The following is an 18,522-nucleotide window of genomic DNA, read 5'->3' on the forward strand; positions in this document are numbered from 1 at the left end:
AGAACGCAACATATTTAACACCCTTCCGAACGGTTTATTTACTAATATTATATAATATTAACGCGGTGTCGTGTTGAATTAAATATATAAAAAATAGCTGTCGAGACTTTCTCGACAGCCTGGAGACATCATTCATGATGTCTTCTTTTTATGTGATTGACTTGCAATTATAGAGTATTTACTCTAAAATGGATTTAGAGTAAATACTCTATTTTTTTTATGGAGGAAGTGTGAACCATCATGGGCTCCAAAACCAAGGATAGAATCATTCAGGCAGCTATCGATTTATTTAACGAGTATGGAACGGGCGCTGTTTCCACGAATCGGATAGCTAGTGAAATCGGGATCAGTCCAGGAAACCTTTACTATCATTATCAGAATAAGGAAGATATTATCCGCGCTATTCTTCAGGTAATGATTGCGGATTGGGATCGGGTGTGGCTCTCTTCCAAGGAGGACTATATGCCTTCCCTGGGCGATCTTGAGGATATTATCCGGCTTAACCTTCAGCTTCAGCTCAAATATCGTTTCTTTTACCGTGAACTTATTCCTTTGATGAGAGCGGATCCGGAACTGAAAGTTGTTCATCAACAAATCCAGACGCAGCGGATAGGCGAGTTGCAGCAGTTCTTTAAAGTATTTGTGGATGCCGGGGTCTTCCAAATACCTGAGTCCGTAGATATGGAATCCTTATTGACATCCTGCTGGATTATTAGCAACTACTGGTTGTCTTATCTCGAAAGTGGTGGTGTAGGGGCCGATGAAAGCCAGATCGAACAGGGAATTGCATTGATTCTGTCCGTACTTCATCCCTTTATGCCCGCGGTGAATGACGCAACTAAAACTTAAGGGGGATAACAAATGAAGAAAATCGGGAAGGAACCCGGCTTAGCCGACAAGCTGATGACGTCAAACTCATCCAGAAGAGATTTTCTTAAAAAAGCGGGTGCCTCTTTTCTTGCCATTTCTTTTGGTGGATTGTTGTGGAGGGCGGTCAATCAAGGAGTATTCAGCACGGGGAAGGGACCTGCTTATGAGTTATGGTCACTTGATGAAGCTTCCTCCCTATCTGAGCCCATGGCTTTAGTTCATGCAGCTACGCTTGCATCCAATCCTCATAACACGCAACCTTGGTTGTTTAGGGTGTCAGAGACTTCTATTGAGCTTTACGCCGATCTTACACGCACCCTCGGAACGATGGATCCCTTGTTAAGAGAAATGCATATGGGACTTGGTTGTGCGCTGGAGAATCTGATGCAAGCAGCCACCGCGAAAGGGTATGTTCCGAAGCTGACCTATTTTCCAGATCCTCTAGACACAGGTTATATCGCGAATGTACAGCTGAATTCCTCAGGTAAGAAAACGAATTCGTCCCTTTATCAGGCCATATCTGGGAGGCATACGCATCGGGGTGCCTATGATACGGACCGCGTGGTAGCTTCTGAAACGTTGCAGCAGATGAGCATGCTTGGAAATGACCTACCGAATGTAACACTGACCTGGCTGACTACAAACGATGAGAAGAGCAGAGCAGGAGAGTTAGTGATTAGGGCAACTGAGGCTATCATCGCGGATGACGAGATGAGCTATGATAGCAACCGTTGGTTTCGCGGGAATTGGGATGAGCTACAGAAGAATCGGGACGGGCTGACATTAGATGCTCAGGCTGGACCGGCATTGGTCCGGGCGGCTGGGAAAATGCTGCCAAGTGTTTCTCACGACAGTGCGAATCAGTTCTGGCTGAAATCTACGCGACAAACACATGTTCAAACGGCAGCTGCCTATGGATTGCTCACGACTGCGGACCTGCACAATCCGGTGGATCGGGTAAAGGCGGGACGTTTCTGGCAGAGGCTTCATCTGAAAGGGACAGCGGAGGGCTTGGCATTGCATCCATTGAATCAGCCTATGGAGATGAGAGACCGGGAGCTGCAGCTTGGGAGCACGAATCGACCTTTTGGCCGACAGCTTACAGAATTAACAGATACCTTGGATGGGGAGCCAGTATTCCTGTTTCGTATCGGTTATCCTTTGACCTCGGTTTATCCCAGTCCCCGCCGTGACCTTAAGGATGTCATCATAAAGTAAATGTACTTTCTAAGCGGGTGTGGTTTTTTTATCTCAAGTGTGTCAAGATATATGAAATATAAGCGACTGGGGGAACGGACGGCATGATCTATCATATAATTTCTAAGGAAGTCTGGATGGCAGCACGAGAGCATAGATTGTACGAGCCGCCGAGCTTAGAGACGGACCGATTCATCCACTGCTCCACAGAGGAGCAAGTCGGCGGAGTAGCCAATACGTTCTACTCAGGCAGGACGGATCTATTGGTATTGGGTATTCAGGAAGATCAGGTGGATGCGGAGATTGTATATGAGGACTTATATGAGATGAACCAATTGTACCCGCATATTTATGGAGGGCTGAACCTGAATGCCGTCCAGAAGGTGTATCGTCTTGAGCCGGATGAAGAGGGGGTATTTACTTTTCAGGCTTCTACCGAGCTTGAATATAGTGGATAGAACGTGATATAAATATTAGCCTTACAACAAGGAGGGAATGCAATGATACTCGAAGTGGCCATGCTGCAGGTGAAACCAGGACTTACGGCAGATTTTGAACGCAATTTCCAAGTCGCCTCAGGAATCATATCCAAGATGGAGGGTTATATCCATCATGAGTTAAAGCGGTGTTTGGAGGATACACACAAATACATTCTAATGGTGAAATGGGAGACACTGGAGGACCACACGATAGGTTTTAGGGGATCCGCCGAATATCAGGAATGGAAAGAATTACTGCATCACTTTTACGATCCATTCCCCGTCGTTGAACATTTTGAAGATGTATAAATAAAGCAACCGTTAAGGCAGGTGGTGGAGATGAACCTGGGGGATCTTATAACGGAGGTTTACGGCAGTCCGCCGCTAAAGATCGAACGCATGTCATTTGGCCATACCAATCAGGTATACAGAGTGACATTTTCAGACGAACAAATCATTCTCAGAACCAATCACAAGCCCGGCGTCCTGAAGCATACAGCGGACAATATTGCGATTCTCTCTTCATTAGGTTTGCCGGTACCGAACGTGATCCGAACGGATGTATCCTTGGAAAAGGTCCCCTTTGCTTATATGATACTGGAGCACTTTCCCGGACGGGACCTCCGATATGAGCTGGAGGGAATGACGCGTGAACAATTGGCTGAACTTGCCAAACAGATCATTTCATACCAGCGCAGAGTGTCAGAGCTTCCGAGGGGCACCGGATTCGGATGGGTTCCGATCGGGGAGCAGGGCCCTTTTTCATCTTGGACAGAGATCATAGATCGTGATTTCGGCAATCATATAGATCACATTATCGACGATGTTACTCCGGAAACCATTGTCCAATTGCAAACAATGAATCAGCGTTACAAGCCTTATTTCAACCAAGTGGAGCCTGTCTGTTTCCTTGATGATCTTACGATCAAGAATGTCATTGTAGCCGAAGGCAAGCTTCAGGGCATCGTTGATTTCGACTGGGTCTGCTACGGGGATCCGCTGTACATGATCGCCCTCACCCAAACGGCGGTGATCTCTGATATTGGAGATCAGGGATTGCCCTACGTGGAGGCGTTATGCAGGCATTGGGGAGCGAACCGAGAGCAGCGGGCGCTGATTGATTTCTACTCCATTATTCATGCCCTGCAATTTATCGGCTTTCACCAGAGGGAGCAGAACGATGTCTGCAAACAGCGAATGTTCTCGTTCATATTAGACAAAATAAATAGCGATACAAACGAAAACCGCATGAGCTAAGTTGCCCATGCGGTTCTTGTTATCCATCAGGAAGTTGGCGTGAAGCCGACCTTCGGTTTGTCTCGTTCCTTGGTATTCACCGAAACGTAACGGATTGCGGTTAACGGTATATACAGCATCTCGTATTCATCCTTGTACCGGATGAATTGTTCGCCTACTTCCTCCAGCGTGCCGCTTCGCACATAACTTCCATCCGTAAAATAAATGCTCACTTCCTGGTTCAGCAAACTTTTCAGCATACATGGTTCACTCCTAGTGAATAAAATATAGTATCGGGGCTAGCGGTGTTGGACATGATTTCGATTAGCGTCACAGTTTCGTGACGATATCGTCAATGATCCCGTATTCCTTCGCTTCTTCTGCCGACATAAAATAATCCCGCTCCATATCCTTTTCGACGCGTTCGACCGATTGACCTGTCCGCTCGGATATAATGTGCGCCAGCTTCTCGCGGGTTTTCAAGATGCGTTTAGCCGTAATGGCAATATCGGTGGCCTGACCCTGTACACCACCCAGCGGCTGATGGATCATGATCTCGCTGTTCGGCAGCGCAAGGCGTTTGCCTTTGGCCCCCGCCAGCAGCAGGATCGCGCCGTAAGAAGCGGCGAAGCCCGTGCAAATGGTATTAACTTGAGGTTTGATAATCTGCATGGTATCGTAAATGCCAAAGCCCGCAGAAACAGAGCCGCCCGGACTATTAATGTACATGTGGATATCCTTCTCAGGATCCTCAGCCGCCAGAAACAGCAGCTGTGCAATAATACTGTTAGCGATGGCGTCATCGATGGCTGCACCCACAAACACGATCCGATCCTTCAGCAATCTGGAATAAATATCGTAAGATCGTTCGCCCCGGTTGGTTTGTTCAACAACATAAGGAACAATATTCATGGTTTCATCCTCCATATTCGTTAGGTTTTCTGGTTTCAGCAAGTAAACGAAGAAGCAGCCGCAAAAGATACGCAGAAACCACGAAATAAAATTTTCGACAATCAAAGTAACGAAAAGATAACTTCGTTCGTTTACCTATAAGATATCTTACTGAGGTTAGGAAAGGAGTTGGTTTCCGATGACGATATATCGACCGAGCGTCACCCCTCCGGCTGATCTGAGCCTGGAGGAAATGAATGCTACCCTGCACAGATATTGTCTGTCCCTTACAAACTCCTCATGGGATTCCGATGATCTGGTGCAGGACACTTGGATCAAGGCACTGGAGCATATAAAGCAGCGGAGCCATGTTAATCCCGAAGCGCTGCTGCTTCGGATTGCCAAGAATACATGGATTGACCGGGTCCGCCGGGATCAGACCTATAGACGAATTCTGGATGAGAAGCTGGAACAAGTTTTGCCTAGGGAAGAAACGTCGAACGAGGACAGCAAACTGAACATCGAGTTCGCTTTTCAATGGCTGCTGGAACACTTGTCGCCCCTGCAGCGAACGGTGCTGCTGCTTCGTGAAGTGTATGAATATTCGGTTTCGGAAACCGCGGTTAAACTGAAAACGACGGAGGGAGCGGTGAAAGCGGCTCTACATCGTGCTCACAAAGTGCTGCAATCGCTGGATCCAGAAGAAGAGGAACTTATCTTGACCATGCCGGAAGAGGAGGAAATGACGCTGAATCTTCGGGCATTGGCTGAGGCTTACCAATCCGGGGATGTTGAAGCAGTCGTAAGACTTATTCAATGGAATAGCAGTGAAGCATCTGCCATCGGTTGCATGGTTCCGATGCAGGTTCAAACCCCGAGCGCAAGTTATATGATGTATGGCGGATATTCGTCCGACATGAGAATGGCCGCGTAAAGCGGAGATTCGACAAGGCTGATCATACACTTACCGGAAAGGCCGGAGCAGAAGCTGCTCGGGTCTTTTTTTAAGCAGAAGACATGAATCTCCGTTCATCATATCGTCATCCAGCGTTTCTGGTTGTATACTATAACCACGTAGGAACCGTAGGAATGAGGGATGAGGTTGCAGATCGAAGTGAAGTTGTACACCATGTGCATGATCCAAGACGGAAGCAGAATCCTGCTGATGAATAGACCGGATGCCAAAGGATTTCCCGGTTATATTGCGCCCGGCGGCAAAGTGGATTTTCCGGAAAGCATTGTGAACGGAGCGATTCGGGAGGTTCGGGAAGAAACCGGTTTGATTGTGAAGGACATTATCTATAAGGGTCTCGAGGAATCGTGTGAACCGAATACAGGTCTTCGGTATATGGTGTTTAATTATTTGGCCACTTCTTTTGAAGGGGAGTTGCTGGAGAATCCCCCCGAAGGCGAACTGGTATGGGTGGACCTTGAAGAGGCATTGAAACTGCCCATGCAGGATTGGTTTAAGCGCCGGTTCCCCTTGTTTTTTGAAGAAGGCACATTTGAATTAAGCGAGATATGGGATGAGAAGACGGGGATTGTTCTGGATGAAACAATCAAGCAGTATCCGGCTAAAATGCCTCAGGCGGCAGGTGTCGTTGATTAACGAAGGGAGCTGTGTTTATGATGGTCAGAGCGGTGTTCTTCGATTTGTACGAGACGTTAATTACGGAGTTCGAAAAGGGTAAGCGGATATCCAAGAGGTCTTATGATTATTTGAATGGTCTCGGGCTATCGGAAGCGGAGTTTAAACGGGAGTGGCGTATCCGGTTTGAGCGAAGAATGAATGGGCATTTTCCCAGTTATCACGCGGTTATCCGGGATATTCTGGAGTCCCGAAGTTTGCCCTATCATGAGGAACGCGTCGAGTTTCTCTACCAATCGAGAGTAAGCGAGAAGACAATCCCTTTCAGCGCCATCCCACCGGAAATCTATGAGATGCTGGACCTTTTGCGTAAACGAGGATTGAAGCTGGGCCTGATCAGCAATTGCTCGGAAGAAGAGGTGATCTCTTTTGGTCAGAGCGGATTGGCACCCTACTTCGATGAAGTCATCTTCTCTTATGAGGTTGGGGTAGCCAAGCCGAATGCCGAAATCTATCGATTGGCTTGTAACCGATTATCCGTGACACCGCAGGAATCTCTGTTTATCGGGGATGGCGGTTCAGACGAACTGAGGGGCGCCAGCAATGCCGGTCTTACGCCATATCACGCCTATTGGTTCAATACATACCTTGAGAGCGAGTATGAGAAGATCCATCAACCGCTGCATGTGCTGGACATCATCGAACCTTTTAATGAAATGGAGTCGCCTAACAATGAACCTGCAAGCCATTAACCATCTTTGCTTTTCTGTTTCGGAGTTGGAAAGGTCCATCGCTTTTTACAGGGACGTGTTTGAAGCCAAACTTCTGGTCAAGGGGAGAAAGCTGGCTTATTTCGATTTGAACGGACTGTGGATTGCTTTAAATGAAGAACAGGTCGACAGAAGCACCGCGAATAGAACGTATACGCATATTGCCTTTACTATGGAAGAGGATGAGTATGAAACGACGCTGCTTCGTCTGCAAGCGCTCCAGGTGGAGATTCTGCCGAGTAGGGCAAGGGATGAGAAGGATAAGAAGTCGATCTACTTCCTGGATCCGGATGGCCATATGTTTGAGTTTCACACGGGCGGTTTGAAAGACAGGCTGGATTATTACCGCGCGGATAAAGAGCATATGACCTTTTATGATGCAGAATAGTTAGGGGAACGAACGACTCCAATTGCAGATCGAGGAGATGAGCTGATGAACCTTGCCAACAAAATTACGATAGCCAGAATATTGTTGATTCCATTATTTATTCTTTTTTTTGCTGAGTATCCATTATGGTTGACCGAGAATAGCGGCTTCTTCGGATTTATTCATGTTTATGGAATTTATATCGCGCTGGGCGTATTCCTTCTTGCTTCGGCTACGGACAAGCTGGACGGTTACATCGCGAGGAAATACAATCAAATCACGAATCTTGGAAAATTGCTGGACCCGCTCGCGGATAAACTGCTCATATCGGTGGCCTTAATCATGATGGTTCAGTCTGGGATGGTTGCGACATGGATAGCCGTTGCCATTATTGCGCGGGAATTTGTAATCACTGGGCTTAGGATGGTCGCATCTGAGCAGGGAATCGCTTTGTCCGCTGACAGTCTAGGCAAATGGAAAATGGTGCTTCAGGTGATAGCCATTGCAGCGGTATTGCTGGATAATTATCCGTTTCAGCTCATCACGATGATTCAAGTGGATGAATTTCTCATGCTTGCAGCAGTAGCCTTGACGATTTACTCGGGCATCCATTATCTGTTGAACAATTATAAACTCATAAAATTGAACTGATAAGCAGGATGACCATTACCCGGGTTTAGACTGATAGGGGCAGCTGTCCATTTCATCACGCCGGAATTTTTCCGCGATTCGGAGCTGGGAAATTATCCTACTTTGTGCCTATTTTGGCGTCGGAAGGTAACGATTTAATCCGGGATTGTCGATATAGAGATAGACTGAAAAAAAGCCTGAGAGACAGAAGGTACAAAGGAGAGAAATAAATGAGCTTAAACAGAAAGACAACGAAGATCTTTCTTGTCGTTGTGATGATGTTGGCGATGGTTTTTCCAACCAGCGTATTCGCCGCCTCCGGGGACGTAACGTCGATTGAATTTGATACGAACGAGAGCAAAATTTACTTAACCGTTAATGAAACAACGGAACAACTTCGCGTATTGGCTAACATTGAAGGCTCTTCTACGAAGAAGGATGTAACCAATGAGTCGACGTGGACTTCGTCCAACACAAGAATCGTAAAGGTTGACGGTGGACTGATTATTCCACTGGAGAAAGGTACGGCTCGAATTACGGCAAAATACAAAGGCGCGATCAAAACGATTGATGTCGATGTCAAATTTGCAATTGATGAGTTTAAACTGGATCAACCGGATAAAGTGGAACATAAGCTTGGAACGGAAGGTCTAACCGTTAAAGCGTTGGCTGACGGAACGAACGACGTCACCACGGAAGCGAAGTGGACCACTTCCGATGACAGCGTAGTAAAAGTAAGCAAAGGCGAACTGACCCTTGTAGGTTTGGGAAGCGCAACCGTGACTGCGGAATACAAAGGGCTTAAGGCTTCTTTTACGGTTAAAGTCGTTGCGCCTTACCAAAAGCTTGCGATCGTGCCGGGCGAGGATCAGGAGCTCTTAGTTGGCGATGCTCCTGTTGAGCTGAAAGTCTTTGCCAAGCAGTCGGAGACCGATGCAGGTATGGACGTAACGGACAAGGTAGAGCTGAAATCGTCCAATTCCTCCGTAGCTACGATTGAGGATGGCAAGCTAAAACCGGTTGCGTTGGGTAAATCTACGATCAGCGTGAGCTATCTGGGTTCAACGGCCAAAGTGGATGTGTATGTGCGCAATCCTTATGAAGCTTTGATTCTGGATCAGACGGATTTCGTCAAGAATCCGGTTCTGTTTATGAATGATTCGATTACGGTACAAGCCAAGGTTCGCAACGCGGCTTCGCAATCCATTGACGTGACCGGGGAATGGACCTCATCCAACCCGCTGGCCGTATCCGTTAATGGTGGCGTGATTACAGCGAGAGCTTCGGGAACTTCCACCATCAAAGTGAGTTACTTGGGAATCAGCAAAGAATTCACGGTAAAAGTATATCCGACCGTGACCAAGTTTGAGGCAGCCGAAACGGAAGTGGACGTGCTCAAAGGCGAATCCAAATCCTTCCCTAAAGTGACGGGAACGCTTCTGGACGACGAGAAAGAGGATTTCAGCAGCGCGGTTATCTGGACTTCCAGCGATGAGAAAGTGGTAACGACCGAAGACGGCAAAATCAAAGCCATTGAAGCCAGTACAGCAACAATCACCGGTAAGATCGGCTCCAGAGAAGTAGCGACGGTGCCGGTTACCGTCAATGAAAAAGTGCTGGTGCTGCTGCCGGATGTAGAAGAGTATCAGCTGGTTATGGGCAGAAGCATTGCGCTGCCGAAAGTAAATGCTGTATTTGAAGATGGCACGGAGAGCGATGTGACTTCTTCCGTTGAATGGTCACTGACGGGCTCGGCAGCTGTCATTAAGGACGGTACACTTAAGGGATTAACCAAAGGCTCGACAACACTGAAAGGAACTTATCTGAATAAAGACATCAAGATTCCGGTCGTGGTTGAACAGGAAGTTGTCAAGATCGTTGTAGAGCCCGAGAAAATCGATCTCAACATCAAGAAATCCAAATCGATCAAAGTTACAGGCTATTACAGTAACGGCAAGACGGTTTCGCTCTCCTCCAAGATGAATTGGAGCTCATCGGACAGTGCGATTGTGACGGTATCCAAAACGTCTGTTAAAGCGGTTGCCGAGGGAACGGCTACGATTACGGGTTCTTACCAAGGCAAAGAGGTTACAGTCAAGGTAAACGTAGTTCCGAAATTGAAGAAATTGACGGCAAGCGAGAAGAAACTGAACCTGAAGCCCGGTGACGTTAAGACTGTAACGGTTACAGCTGAATTCGATACCGGCGCGAAAACAAATGTCGGAGACACCGCTGTTTGGACAACCAGTAACTCCAGCGTTGCCAAAGTAACGAACGGACGTATTGAAGCGATCGCGAAGGGAACCGCCCGCATTAAAGGGCAGTACGATTCAAAGACCGTATCCATCACCGTCTCCGTCAAATAGATCCAATAAATAGCAGCAGCCCGGCTCTTTAGAAGAGCCGGGCTGCTGTTTTTTTTAAGAGAAGTTCAGGAATTAATGCGGGAGGTCAAAATGCCAAGCTGCTATTTTTTAAGAAACTGGGCAAGCAGATGTCCATTAAATACGTCTAGCGATTTCACATGAAAATCCGCCGCTTCCGATAGTACATACAATTCGTCAATCGTATAATATTTCATCTCTGCATCGATAAATCCGTCGCCGGTTTGGTAGTAAGGCATATTGAGGAGGTCCGGATCGGAATGAGCAGGAGCAAAGTATCGTTTCCATGGTGTGGAGATGAGCAGGCTTCCGCCTGGCATCAATCTTTCATGTATTTTGCGGAGGACCGGTATGGGATTGTAGTTCATATGCTCAAGCACTTCCGTAAACAGAACGACATCGTATCGTTCGCTTCGCGGAATATCCTCAGCTTCAATATTGCATTGGCTCCATTGGATCCCATAATCTTGTTCCAGCTCCACGGACCAATAATCCGCGATTCGATCCAGACCGTATGCTTGGGCTCCGGACAGAACGCTGTACATCAAGAGTGTACCGTAAGCTGCACCAATATCCAGCACCCTGGTGCCTCGGTTTACAAGCAACGAGTCCAAAGTGGAGAGCAGCGGAAACCAGTAGCTGGCTTCCTCATCCTTGTAAACAGACAAGTAGTGGCTCTCATTCCGCTTGGCATGATAGGAGGAGATGATCGTTTGGGCACGGGACAGTTTCTCTTCAGGCGATCGCCAATGATGAAGGGGTTGATTCCATTGACTCACGGCAGGCTCGGGTAACGGTCCCACCATTCCAACGCTGACGAGCAAGTATCCAGGCACATTGCGCTTCTCTTGTTCCGGGAGTCCATGATACCACATCGTCAGCCAATGCTTGACGGTCTGGGAACCCCGGATAAAATCCAGGAAATCCAGACTGTCCAAGAATCCGATACTGCTCTCCTCAACGAACGTTATTCCGCATCGCTCAAATGGATCCTTGAAAGAAAAGGCTGGGTGCTCCATACCGTACATCCAGGTGCCGAGCTGTTCAGCGGCTTCTTTACCTACACGGTACGGCAAACACTCCGCAAAAGGGGTGAGGACCATAATCGTTCCTCCCGGTCTGGTGACCCGCATCATTTCCCTTAAAATCGTGATCTGCCCGTCTTCTTCAAAATGCTCAAGTACACCTGCATTCCAGGTAATATCGAATTGCTGGTCAGGAAGCTGCATTTCCCTTATGTCAGAGAGAACAAAGGTGCCTGGAACCTTGGCCTTATAAAATGCGCTTCGGCTGTTGTGCAGGGCATTCTCGGAATAATCGACTAAAGTTACTTCTGCATGCTCAGCCGCCAGACGAAGCGAAATCTTGCCTGTCCCGGAACCAGCCTCAAGGATGCGTTTCCCCTGAATGCCTCCTGATACCTCCATGATCTTATCGTATATGGTTTGGCTCAATGAATCCCAGTGATAGGATACCTCCCGGGACCATAGCTGATCCCATATCTGTTTCTGCTGCTCATCCTGTCGCATATTATCTGCTCACTCCTTTGAGGTCTGGCGTATATTTGCGAAACAGCTGGAGGAATCCCTCGGAGCCATTGTGAATATCAGCAAGTTCTCTTAATCCATAGGCCCCATATTGATGAAACAAGCCGTCTTCGTTCATGGAAAAATCAATAGCTTTATCCGGAAGCGACATGCGCTGCGCCATCGTTGCGTGGTATACCCAGGATTCCAGGCAGCACTTCGGCCTCCATTTCGTTCGCGTTCCCATGTAATAACGCATGCCCAGCAGCAGGCTATCATCCTCATATCCTTGCTTGCCAGATAGGAAACGGGGATCATACCCGCCAATCTCACGCAGAATCCCCGCACGGTGAACGACCGGATGTACGAATCCATCTGTCGTTCCTTCTCTTGGGAGCCGCTGGAGCATTTCGCTGATCCTATCCGGTGTATCCGGCAGAAGAATATACTCTCTTAGCGGCTGTAGTTCCCCGTTTGAAGTAACGATACCGGGTGAAACCATAGGCTCGTCTGTACGCTCCAGATAGCGAAGGAGGGGGACGTACCAGTTCGGAGGAAATATCATATCGACATGAATTTCAGATAAGTATTCGATTTCCGGAAAGTGCTCCCATATAAATTCAAAACATGCTTGCCTGGCTGCAGCGATGCCTATATTAGTTCCGCTCCCGCGAATAATACCGGATATGCCTTGTGTTTGCAGCCAATCGTGCAGTTCTTCATTCGTAAGGCACCCTTGATTAAACAGAACCGTCACATGATCTTGGGAGCGCTGGAGACTGCTCAGCGCCAGGCTTGCCATATATAAATCGTTCTCGCGTGAGCTCTCCCGAATGAATAATGGCAGTGTATGAATGATCCTCATGTCCATCGCTCCTTGCCTCCGGTACTCATGATTCTACCCATTCAACCAGTGCAGGTGACTCATCCAGGATGGAGTCGTACTGTTCCCTCCAGCCGAATTTCGCTTCAGGATCAAGCAACTGATAGCGCATGTGTTTCTCAAGCCTGTATTCCGGTTTGGCCCACCCGTAATGTTTAAGACGAATGGCGGACAGATGATGTGGAAGTTCGAACACATTTGCAGGGAACCTCCCACAGTGCTGAGCCGTCTCTTTCCAGAAATAATTCACCTCGGGCCGGTAACGAAGAAGAAAAGGGCGATAGGTTTTATGTGAGCTCCAGTATTCATCATCCCGGTAATGGGTTTCGTTCCAGAAGTCATAGAGCCGGAAGCAAAACAAATCGAATTCTTGTTGTTCAAGCATGAGGGGAAGCTCGCCCACAAAGGAGGATTCGAACCATTCGTCTGCATCCAGATTCAGGACCCATTCCGGATGAATGTTCAAGGTTTCGCGCCACTGTAGTTTACGGAGCTCGATTTCATTGTGAAACAGGGAGGACTCGTTGCGGATCAGTCGCAGCGGAATTCCCTTCAATGTTTCCATACATACATCGAGCGTGTTATCCGTGCTGGCATCATCAATAATAACGGCTTGATCAATATAGCGGCGATGCTGTTCAAGTGCTTGCCGCAAATAGCGGTTTCCCTCATTCCGCAGTACGATCGTAAGGGTGAGTGATGGGCGTGCAGTACCAGTAGCAGCAATAACTTGGCTAAGGCAGTTCTCCTCATGCTCTTCAAATTGACTAAGCGTAACCTCAGGGATGGACGAAATCTCCTCTGTCGCCTGCAGAAACAGCTTGGCATTGTGAAGGTCACTTTCACGGTAAATGTGATAGGCCGGATAGTGAGTATCTACATATAAGGTATAGCCAAGCGCGGCTGCCCGGATGCTGAAATGCCGATCCTCTCCCCAAAAGGATAAGTTGTAGATTCGTTTATAGTTAACTCCACGCACGAGTGCCTGGCGATGGATTAAAGTGCAAGCTCCGAGACCGCCCACTTCATATACTCCCGGCTCCATTAACCGGCTCACAAACTGCTGGTAACGTTGCTCCTTCTGTGCTTCATCCAACGTTTCGCCTGGGCTTTGTTCGTATTGCATATATTCATCTTTGAGCCACACCTGGGGTTGGGGCCGTGAGTCTGGCTGCCAACGTGTCCAGAAAATTTCCGAGATGATTTCTTTATTGGTTGCGATGAGATGGCTCAATGTTTGGGGTGCTAACAGCAGATCCGAATCAACGAGAAACAAATAGTCATAATGTAAATCAAGCGCGTATTGAATGATTTTGTTCTTATAATCAGCTACTTTCCAAATTAACGAATCATTCCAATAATGGGTTGTCTCGTTGCGGATATAATCGTAATCGTCTTGGCTTTGAGCGCTATGGATAATAACATGGTTTGTCTCCTTCATAAATCGGCTCAATTGTGCGCTGGATAACTCATCGTTGTTATCATCAACAAAGAAGTAGCTTACATCCAGATGATCGTGTTTCAACCGGAGTAATGAAGCCAGAAAATGGCTCAGGATTTCAGGCTTCTGTCTTACAGGACTGCCGATCAGAACACGTCTGCGTTCCTTGGCTTTCATAAGCTCGGCCTCTCTTGGTCGCTTTGGAGCTCCTGCAGCTTGTTTCGAAAATATTCTTGGTTAGCCAGCATCGTCTCATCACCTGGGCGATAGACAAGCGCCTTCTCATTATGCTGATTCGCAAGAGCATGAGCTCCGATCCGGTCGTAACAAACGGCCAATTGCAGGTGAGGCAGCCAGGTGGAGAAGGAGGGATTGTGAAATCCCATGTAATCCGAAGGCAGTTCAAGCTCGGTCGCCAGTTTATACCAGTAGATGGCCGTATCGTAGTTGTTTTTTACGAAAAAATGGTAACCGATGCGGCAGCAGAATTCTGACCGTGGTGGCGCATAATGCAGGGATCTGATAGAGGATTCAAAAGAGGCTTGCCCGTTTCCGAGCTCGTGATGGCAATCGGATAGCCTGCTGCAGGCGGTGAGTATATCCTCAATCCAACCTTTTTCCGTATGTAAAAATTGTTCGTAATAATCAATAGCCTTCTCGAATTGGCCGTGATCCTTTAATTCATTCGCATAATAGAATAAATCTCGTGGCGTGAACGATTCGCCAGCGGCCGCACGTTTCTCGTAGATTCTAAGATTTCGGCCGGTATCGGGATCATGCTTCGAGCTGAGATGGGTAACCGCTACATCGCTATTCATGATATTGCCATAGACCTCTAAATACTCATGAACGGGTCCAATCCACCGGAAGCCCCTGATTCGCTTCACAAGACGGTTGCGCCGGAGACTGAAGGTGACATTGCCAAATTCGTCTGAACTTAAATGGTAGAGCATGGTAACGGAATCAATGCCGGACGTAAGGGTTTCTTTAAGCACTTTTAACTTGAGCTGGTCTTCTTCCAGCAGGATATCGTCAGCATCGAGCCATAAGATATAGTCCTGGGTAGCCTTACTAAAAGCAAAATTTCGCGCAGCCGAGAAATCGTCAATCCACTCAAAATCATAGATGGATTCCGTAAAGGATTGAGCGATTTCTTTTGTGCGATCGGTTGAGCCTGTATCAACAATAATAATCTCATCCACGATGTCGGCAACACAGGATAAACAGCGGTTTAAAACGAGTTCCTCGTTTTTTACGATCATGCATAGACTAATAGTGTTCAATGAAATTACCCCCATGTATGATTTTGATTCATAAGAATATGCCAGATATATATTCAAGTCAGCTTACGAAATGAACCGGGTATCCTCAATTAGAAGCCGCCCTATTCAGAAATGACGAATATCGCCGTTGTTAGCTCAATATTCTAAATAATAAATGGGGATAGATTATTCTGGGATCACATTCACTTCATGCACAGTAATCATTCCACGAGGAGGGGCTTAAGCATGAGCATGCCGCAGATTCCCGAAGAGAGTTTCAGGCCGACCAAAGAAGAGGTAGTCATCGATTTGTTAAAATCGATTGCGATGGAGGAAAACGCGATTGCCCATTTGCTTCATGCCGAAGCCGAGAAAATTCAGGCTTTTGTGGGTCATCCACACAGCCTATCGGTTGAGCCTTCCCATGCGGACCTCATTAAACTGAGTGGCCAGGTGACCCAGTTGCTGGATGTGATTGTGATGAAGGAATGGTTGTTGCTGCGAAAATTGGAAAATGTCATGGAACTCAATGACTCCGGACATGGCTGGGACGATTGCAATGATGGGGAATAGGGGCAGGATGAAGCAGACACTGGAGAATGAACTTAGCCATACGCTCGCAACGGTGCTTTTTCCATCGCTATTGGAGCTTCATCAGTCATTCCAACGATTCTTGAATTCCGTAAACGACCTTCGGCAGCTGATAATGAAAAGCGAAAATGCTCGTTTACATCCATCTTCGGACGCTCACGCCGTTTCTCAGTTTCTATATCTCTATCAGCAGAAAGTAAATATAGGTCTACCTCGGTTGAATAAGGAAGATCGGGTTCGGTGGAATCCCGTCAGAATACATACGCTGCTGCTCTCTATACAAATGACAGGCAAGATCGATCCGCTGCTGAGCCAGCATTTGCGGAATGCTCAGTCTACGAAACGTTCCCCTTTTCCTTCGCCGCCCTATCTGCTTAGAACCGTGTATTCGCCCAGCAAAATCCAAGACAACAATAAAGATGAAGGCGGTGAGATGAATGTCTAAAGCCCATTCGTCCAACCCCGAATCCATTGCTAGGAGAGAGCGAAGTCATACGATCATGCACCTGCTCTCTACAATCGCTATAGAGGAGATGGCATTGGCTCATATCGTTAACGCAGAAGCCGAGAAAATTCAATATGTGGCGGGGACTTTGCACCCTGCGCTGAAAATGTCAGAGGTTATCTCCGTTCATGATTTATTCGTCATTCAAGATTCGGTTCGAAAAATGATGGAGGATGTGCTGTTGAGGGAAGTGATGCTGCACATGAAGTTCAGTAATATGCTGGGCGCCTTGGAGAATAACAGTATGCATACGCACAGTACCTGAAATAACTGAGGCTTGCATACGAGCGGCGGAGGTGCTGAATGCCTGAAGATAACCGGTCTAAAGTCACTCCTGCTCCCTTTATGTCAAAGGACCAAGCCATAAATCACTTACTCACTTCCATTGCGATGGAGGAGTTAGGGTTAAGCCATGTGATGAATGCGGAGGGAGAAAAGCTTCAGTACGTCCTTGGAACGATGCCGGGGTTAGCGGGCCCTCCTGCAACGGTTCAAGACTTATTAAATGTGAATGAAAGCGTCAGGCATACGCTTCAGGAAATAACGAAAAAGCAGTGGCTATTACAGTGTAAATTGGACAACGTCTTATCTGGCGTGATTACTCCAACGGATTGGTATTGTGGTGCAACGGGAATAAGAGGAGCTACCGGGCCGACAGGAGGAACAGGTCCCACAGGAGCTACAGGTGAAGGGGGTCGGCGGGGGGCAAAAGGCTCCATGGGAGCGATGGGTGTAACTGGCCCAACCGGTCCGACGGGGCCAACTGGCGCGACAGGGGTAACAGGGCCAACCGGTCCGACGGGAACTCCGGGGATACCAGGTCCAACTGGACTTACCGGAGCGCGGGGAATGACAGGCGCTACCGGTGCCACAGGCCCAACCGGAGACCCGGGAGTGGCAGGTGCAACGGGAACAACTGGGACTACAGGAGTGACGGGAGCAACAGGACCGACAGGGGAAGTAGGAGTAACCGGAGCTACAGGTATGACGGGCGTCACGGGAGCGATAGGTGCAACTGGAGCAACAGGTGTAACTGGAGCAATTGGGGCAATGGGGCCAACCGGTCCGATGGGAACACCGGGGATACCAGGTCCAACAGGACTTACTGGAGCGCCGGGAGTGACAGGCGCTACCGGTGCCACAGGAGTAACAGGGGCGACCGGAGCTATAGGTGTAACTGGCGTGACAGGGGAGGCAGGAGCTGCCGGAGCAACCGGGGTAACTGGTGCAACTGGAGCAACAGGACTGACAGGGGAAGTAGGAGTAACCGGAGCTACAGGTATGACGGGCGTCACGGGAGCGATAGGTGCAACTGGAGCAACAGGTGTAACAGGTGTAACTGGAGCAACTGGGGCAACGGGGCCAACCGGTCCGACGGGAACTTCGGGGATACCAGGTCCAACTGGACTTACCGGAGCGCCGGGAATGACAGGCGCTACCGGTGCCACAGGCCCAACCGGAGACCCGGGAGTAACAGGTGCAATAGGAGTGACTGGTGCCACTGGAATAACAGGTGCAACCGGGGTAACGGGAGTCACCGGCGCGACAGGGGAAGCAGGAGCAACAGGTGTAACGGGGCCAACAGGTATTGCAGGATTGAGAGGAGCTACCGGTGCCACAGGCCCAACCGGAGACCCAGGAGAAATAGGGGCCACCGGAGCTACCGGTATGACGGGCGTCACGGGAACGACCGGCAGCACCGGAGCCACCGGTGCAACGGGAGTAACAGGTGCAGCAGGATCCACGGGAGTAACAGGACCGACAGGGGAAGTAGGAGCAACCGGAGCAACAGGAGAAACAGGATCGACAGGTACAACGGGCGCCACAGGAATTACCGGAGCTACGGGAGAAACAGGGGCCACCGGAACAACCGGAGCTACAGGGGTAACAGGAACAACCGGA

The 18,522-nt window shown here is 48.4% G+C and carries 21 protein-coding genes; 15 read left to right on the forward strand and 6 right to left on the reverse strand.

All coding sequences use genetic code 11. From position 1 onward, the window contains the following. Positions 1–240: 240 nt before the first annotated feature. The 5 genes from PLA01S_RS31435 to PLA01S_RS31455 all read left to right on the forward strand — a co-directional run bounded on the left by PLA01S_RS31435 (position 241) and on the right by PLA01S_RS31455 (position 3,803). A complete protein-coding gene (locus PLA01S_RS31435) occupies positions 241–849 on the forward strand; it encodes a TetR/AcrR family transcriptional regulator (RefSeq protein WP_127596626.1) in 609 nt (202 codons plus the stop codon). A gap of 12 nt (positions 850–861) precedes the next feature. Further along, complete coding sequence (locus PLA01S_RS31440) at positions 862–2,088, forward strand: Acg family FMN-binding oxidoreductase (protein ID WP_127596629.1); 1,227 nt, start codon at positions 862–864, stop codon at positions 2,086–2,088. Positions 2,089–2,171: 83 nt separating this feature from the next. Continuing rightward, on the forward strand, positions 2,172–2,525 hold the full coding sequence (locus PLA01S_RS31445; protein WP_127596631.1) for a DUF952 domain-containing protein: 354 nt from the start codon (positions 2,172–2,174) through the stop codon (positions 2,523–2,525). Positions 2,526–2,567: 42 nt separating this feature from the next. After that, positions 2,568–2,855, forward strand: coding sequence for an antibiotic biosynthesis monooxygenase family protein (locus PLA01S_RS31450; RefSeq protein ID WP_127596634.1), 288 nt, complete (start codon positions 2,568–2,570; stop codon positions 2,853–2,855). 30 nt (positions 2,856–2,885) lie between these two features. Continuing rightward, complete coding sequence (locus tag PLA01S_RS31455; protein WP_127596637.1) at positions 2,886–3,803, forward strand: phosphotransferase family protein; 918 nt, start codon at positions 2,886–2,888, stop codon at positions 3,801–3,803. Positions 3,804–3,829: 26 nt separating this feature from the next. Here PLA01S_RS31455 and PLA01S_RS31460 read toward each other — a convergent pair whose 3' ends face one another. After that, on the reverse strand, positions 3,830–4,042 hold the full coding sequence (locus PLA01S_RS31460; protein ID WP_127596640.1) for a hypothetical protein: 213 nt from the start codon (positions 4,040–4,042) through the stop codon (positions 3,830–3,832). A gap of 70 nt (positions 4,043–4,112) precedes the next feature. Then, positions 4,113–4,709: an ATP-dependent Clp endopeptidase proteolytic subunit ClpP gene (clpP, locus tag PLA01S_RS31465; RefSeq protein WP_015736473.1), complete on the reverse strand. Its 597-nt coding sequence runs from the start codon at positions 4,707–4,709 to the stop codon at positions 4,113–4,115. Positions 4,710–4,872: 163 nt separating this feature from the next. Here clpP and PLA01S_RS31470 point away from each other — a divergent pair, with 163 nt between their 5' ends. The 6 genes from PLA01S_RS31470 to PLA01S_RS31495 all read left to right on the forward strand — a co-directional run bounded on the left by PLA01S_RS31470 (position 4,873) and on the right by PLA01S_RS31495 (position 10,394). Next, on the forward strand, positions 4,873–5,607 hold the full coding sequence (locus PLA01S_RS31470) for an RNA polymerase sigma factor (protein WP_127596643.1): 735 nt from the start codon (positions 4,873–4,875) through the stop codon (positions 5,605–5,607). A gap of 162 nt (positions 5,608–5,769) precedes the next feature. Beyond that, positions 5,770–6,282 carry an 8-oxo-dGTP diphosphatase gene (locus tag PLA01S_RS31475; protein ID WP_127596645.1) on the forward strand — a complete coding sequence of 171 codons (513 nt, stop codon included), beginning with the start codon at positions 5,770–5,772 and terminating at the stop codon, positions 6,280–6,282. Between the two features lie 17 nt (positions 6,283–6,299). Further along, positions 6,300–7,013 carry an HAD family hydrolase gene (locus PLA01S_RS31480; RefSeq protein ID WP_127596648.1) on the forward strand — a complete coding sequence of 238 codons (714 nt, stop codon included), beginning with the start codon at positions 6,300–6,302 and terminating at the stop codon, positions 7,011–7,013. Next, positions 6,994–7,419, forward strand: a complete 426-nt coding sequence (gene fosB, locus PLA01S_RS31485; RefSeq protein ID WP_127596651.1) for a metallothiol transferase FosB — start codon at positions 6,994–6,996, stop codon at positions 7,417–7,419. The genes PLA01S_RS31480 and fosB overlap by 20 nt, the downstream gene beginning before the upstream one ends. A 45-nt stretch (positions 7,420–7,464) precedes the next feature. Next, positions 7,465–8,049, forward strand: a complete 585-nt coding sequence (gene pgsA / locus PLA01S_RS31490) for a CDP-diacylglycerol--glycerol-3-phosphate 3-phosphatidyltransferase (RefSeq protein WP_127596654.1) — start codon at positions 7,465–7,467, stop codon at positions 8,047–8,049. A gap of 209 nt (positions 8,050–8,258) precedes the next feature. Next, complete coding sequence (locus PLA01S_RS31495; RefSeq protein WP_127596657.1) at positions 8,259–10,394, forward strand: Ig-like domain-containing protein; 2,136 nt, start codon at positions 8,259–8,261, stop codon at positions 10,392–10,394. Positions 10,395–10,495: 101 nt separating this feature from the next. Here the strand turns inward: PLA01S_RS31495 and PLA01S_RS31500 are convergent, their stop codons facing one another. The 4 genes from PLA01S_RS31500 to PLA01S_RS31515 are packed head-to-tail and all read right to left on the reverse strand — an operon-like array spanning position 10,496 to position 15,545. Beyond that, complete coding sequence (locus PLA01S_RS31500; protein ID WP_127596660.1) at positions 10,496–11,941, reverse strand: methyltransferase domain-containing protein; 1,446 nt, start codon at positions 11,939–11,941, stop codon at positions 10,496–10,498. A gap of 1 nt (position 11,942) precedes the next feature. Next, a complete protein-coding gene (locus tag PLA01S_RS31505) occupies positions 11,943–12,803 on the reverse strand; it encodes a hypothetical protein (protein ID WP_127596664.1) in 861 nt (286 codons plus the stop codon). 25 nt (positions 12,804–12,828) lie between these two features. Then, entirely contained in the window at positions 12,829–14,439 is a 1,611-nt protein-coding gene (locus tag PLA01S_RS31510) for a glycosyltransferase (RefSeq protein ID WP_127596667.1), read from the reverse strand. After that, entirely contained in the window at positions 14,436–15,545 is a 1,110-nt protein-coding gene (locus PLA01S_RS31515) for a glycosyltransferase (RefSeq protein ID WP_127596670.1), read from the reverse strand. Before PLA01S_RS31515 ends, PLA01S_RS31510 begins: the two co-directional genes overlap by 4 nt. Before the next feature lie 225 nt (positions 15,546–15,770). On the opposite strand from PLA01S_RS31515, the gene PLA01S_RS31520 reads away from it, so the two are divergent. The 4 genes from PLA01S_RS31520 to PLA01S_RS32765 form a co-directional block, all read left to right on the forward strand. Beyond that, positions 15,771–16,097: an alpha-helical endospore appendage domain-containing protein gene (locus PLA01S_RS31520; protein ID WP_127596674.1), complete on the forward strand. Its 327-nt coding sequence runs from the start codon at positions 15,771–15,773 to the stop codon at positions 16,095–16,097. Between the two features lie 235 nt (positions 16,098–16,332). Continuing rightward, complete coding sequence (locus PLA01S_RS32215; RefSeq protein WP_164817557.1) at positions 16,333–16,560, forward strand: hypothetical protein; 228 nt, start codon at positions 16,333–16,335, stop codon at positions 16,558–16,560. Next, entirely contained in the window at positions 16,553–16,885 is a 333-nt protein-coding gene (locus PLA01S_RS31530) for an alpha-helical endospore appendage domain-containing protein (RefSeq protein WP_127596680.1), read from the forward strand. Before PLA01S_RS32215 ends, PLA01S_RS31530 begins: the two co-directional genes overlap by 8 nt. 38 nt (positions 16,886–16,923) lie before the next feature. Next, positions 16,924–18,522: alpha-helical endospore appendage domain-containing protein (locus tag PLA01S_RS32765; RefSeq protein ID WP_246060003.1), on the forward strand; the 1,599-nt coding region annotated here is incomplete at its 3' end.

It is taken from the genome of Paenibacillus lautus NBRC 15380 (genome assembly GCF_004000945.1).
Classification (GTDB): domain Bacteria; phylum Bacillota; class Bacilli; order Paenibacillales; family Paenibacillaceae; genus Paenibacillus_AQ; species Paenibacillus_AQ lautus.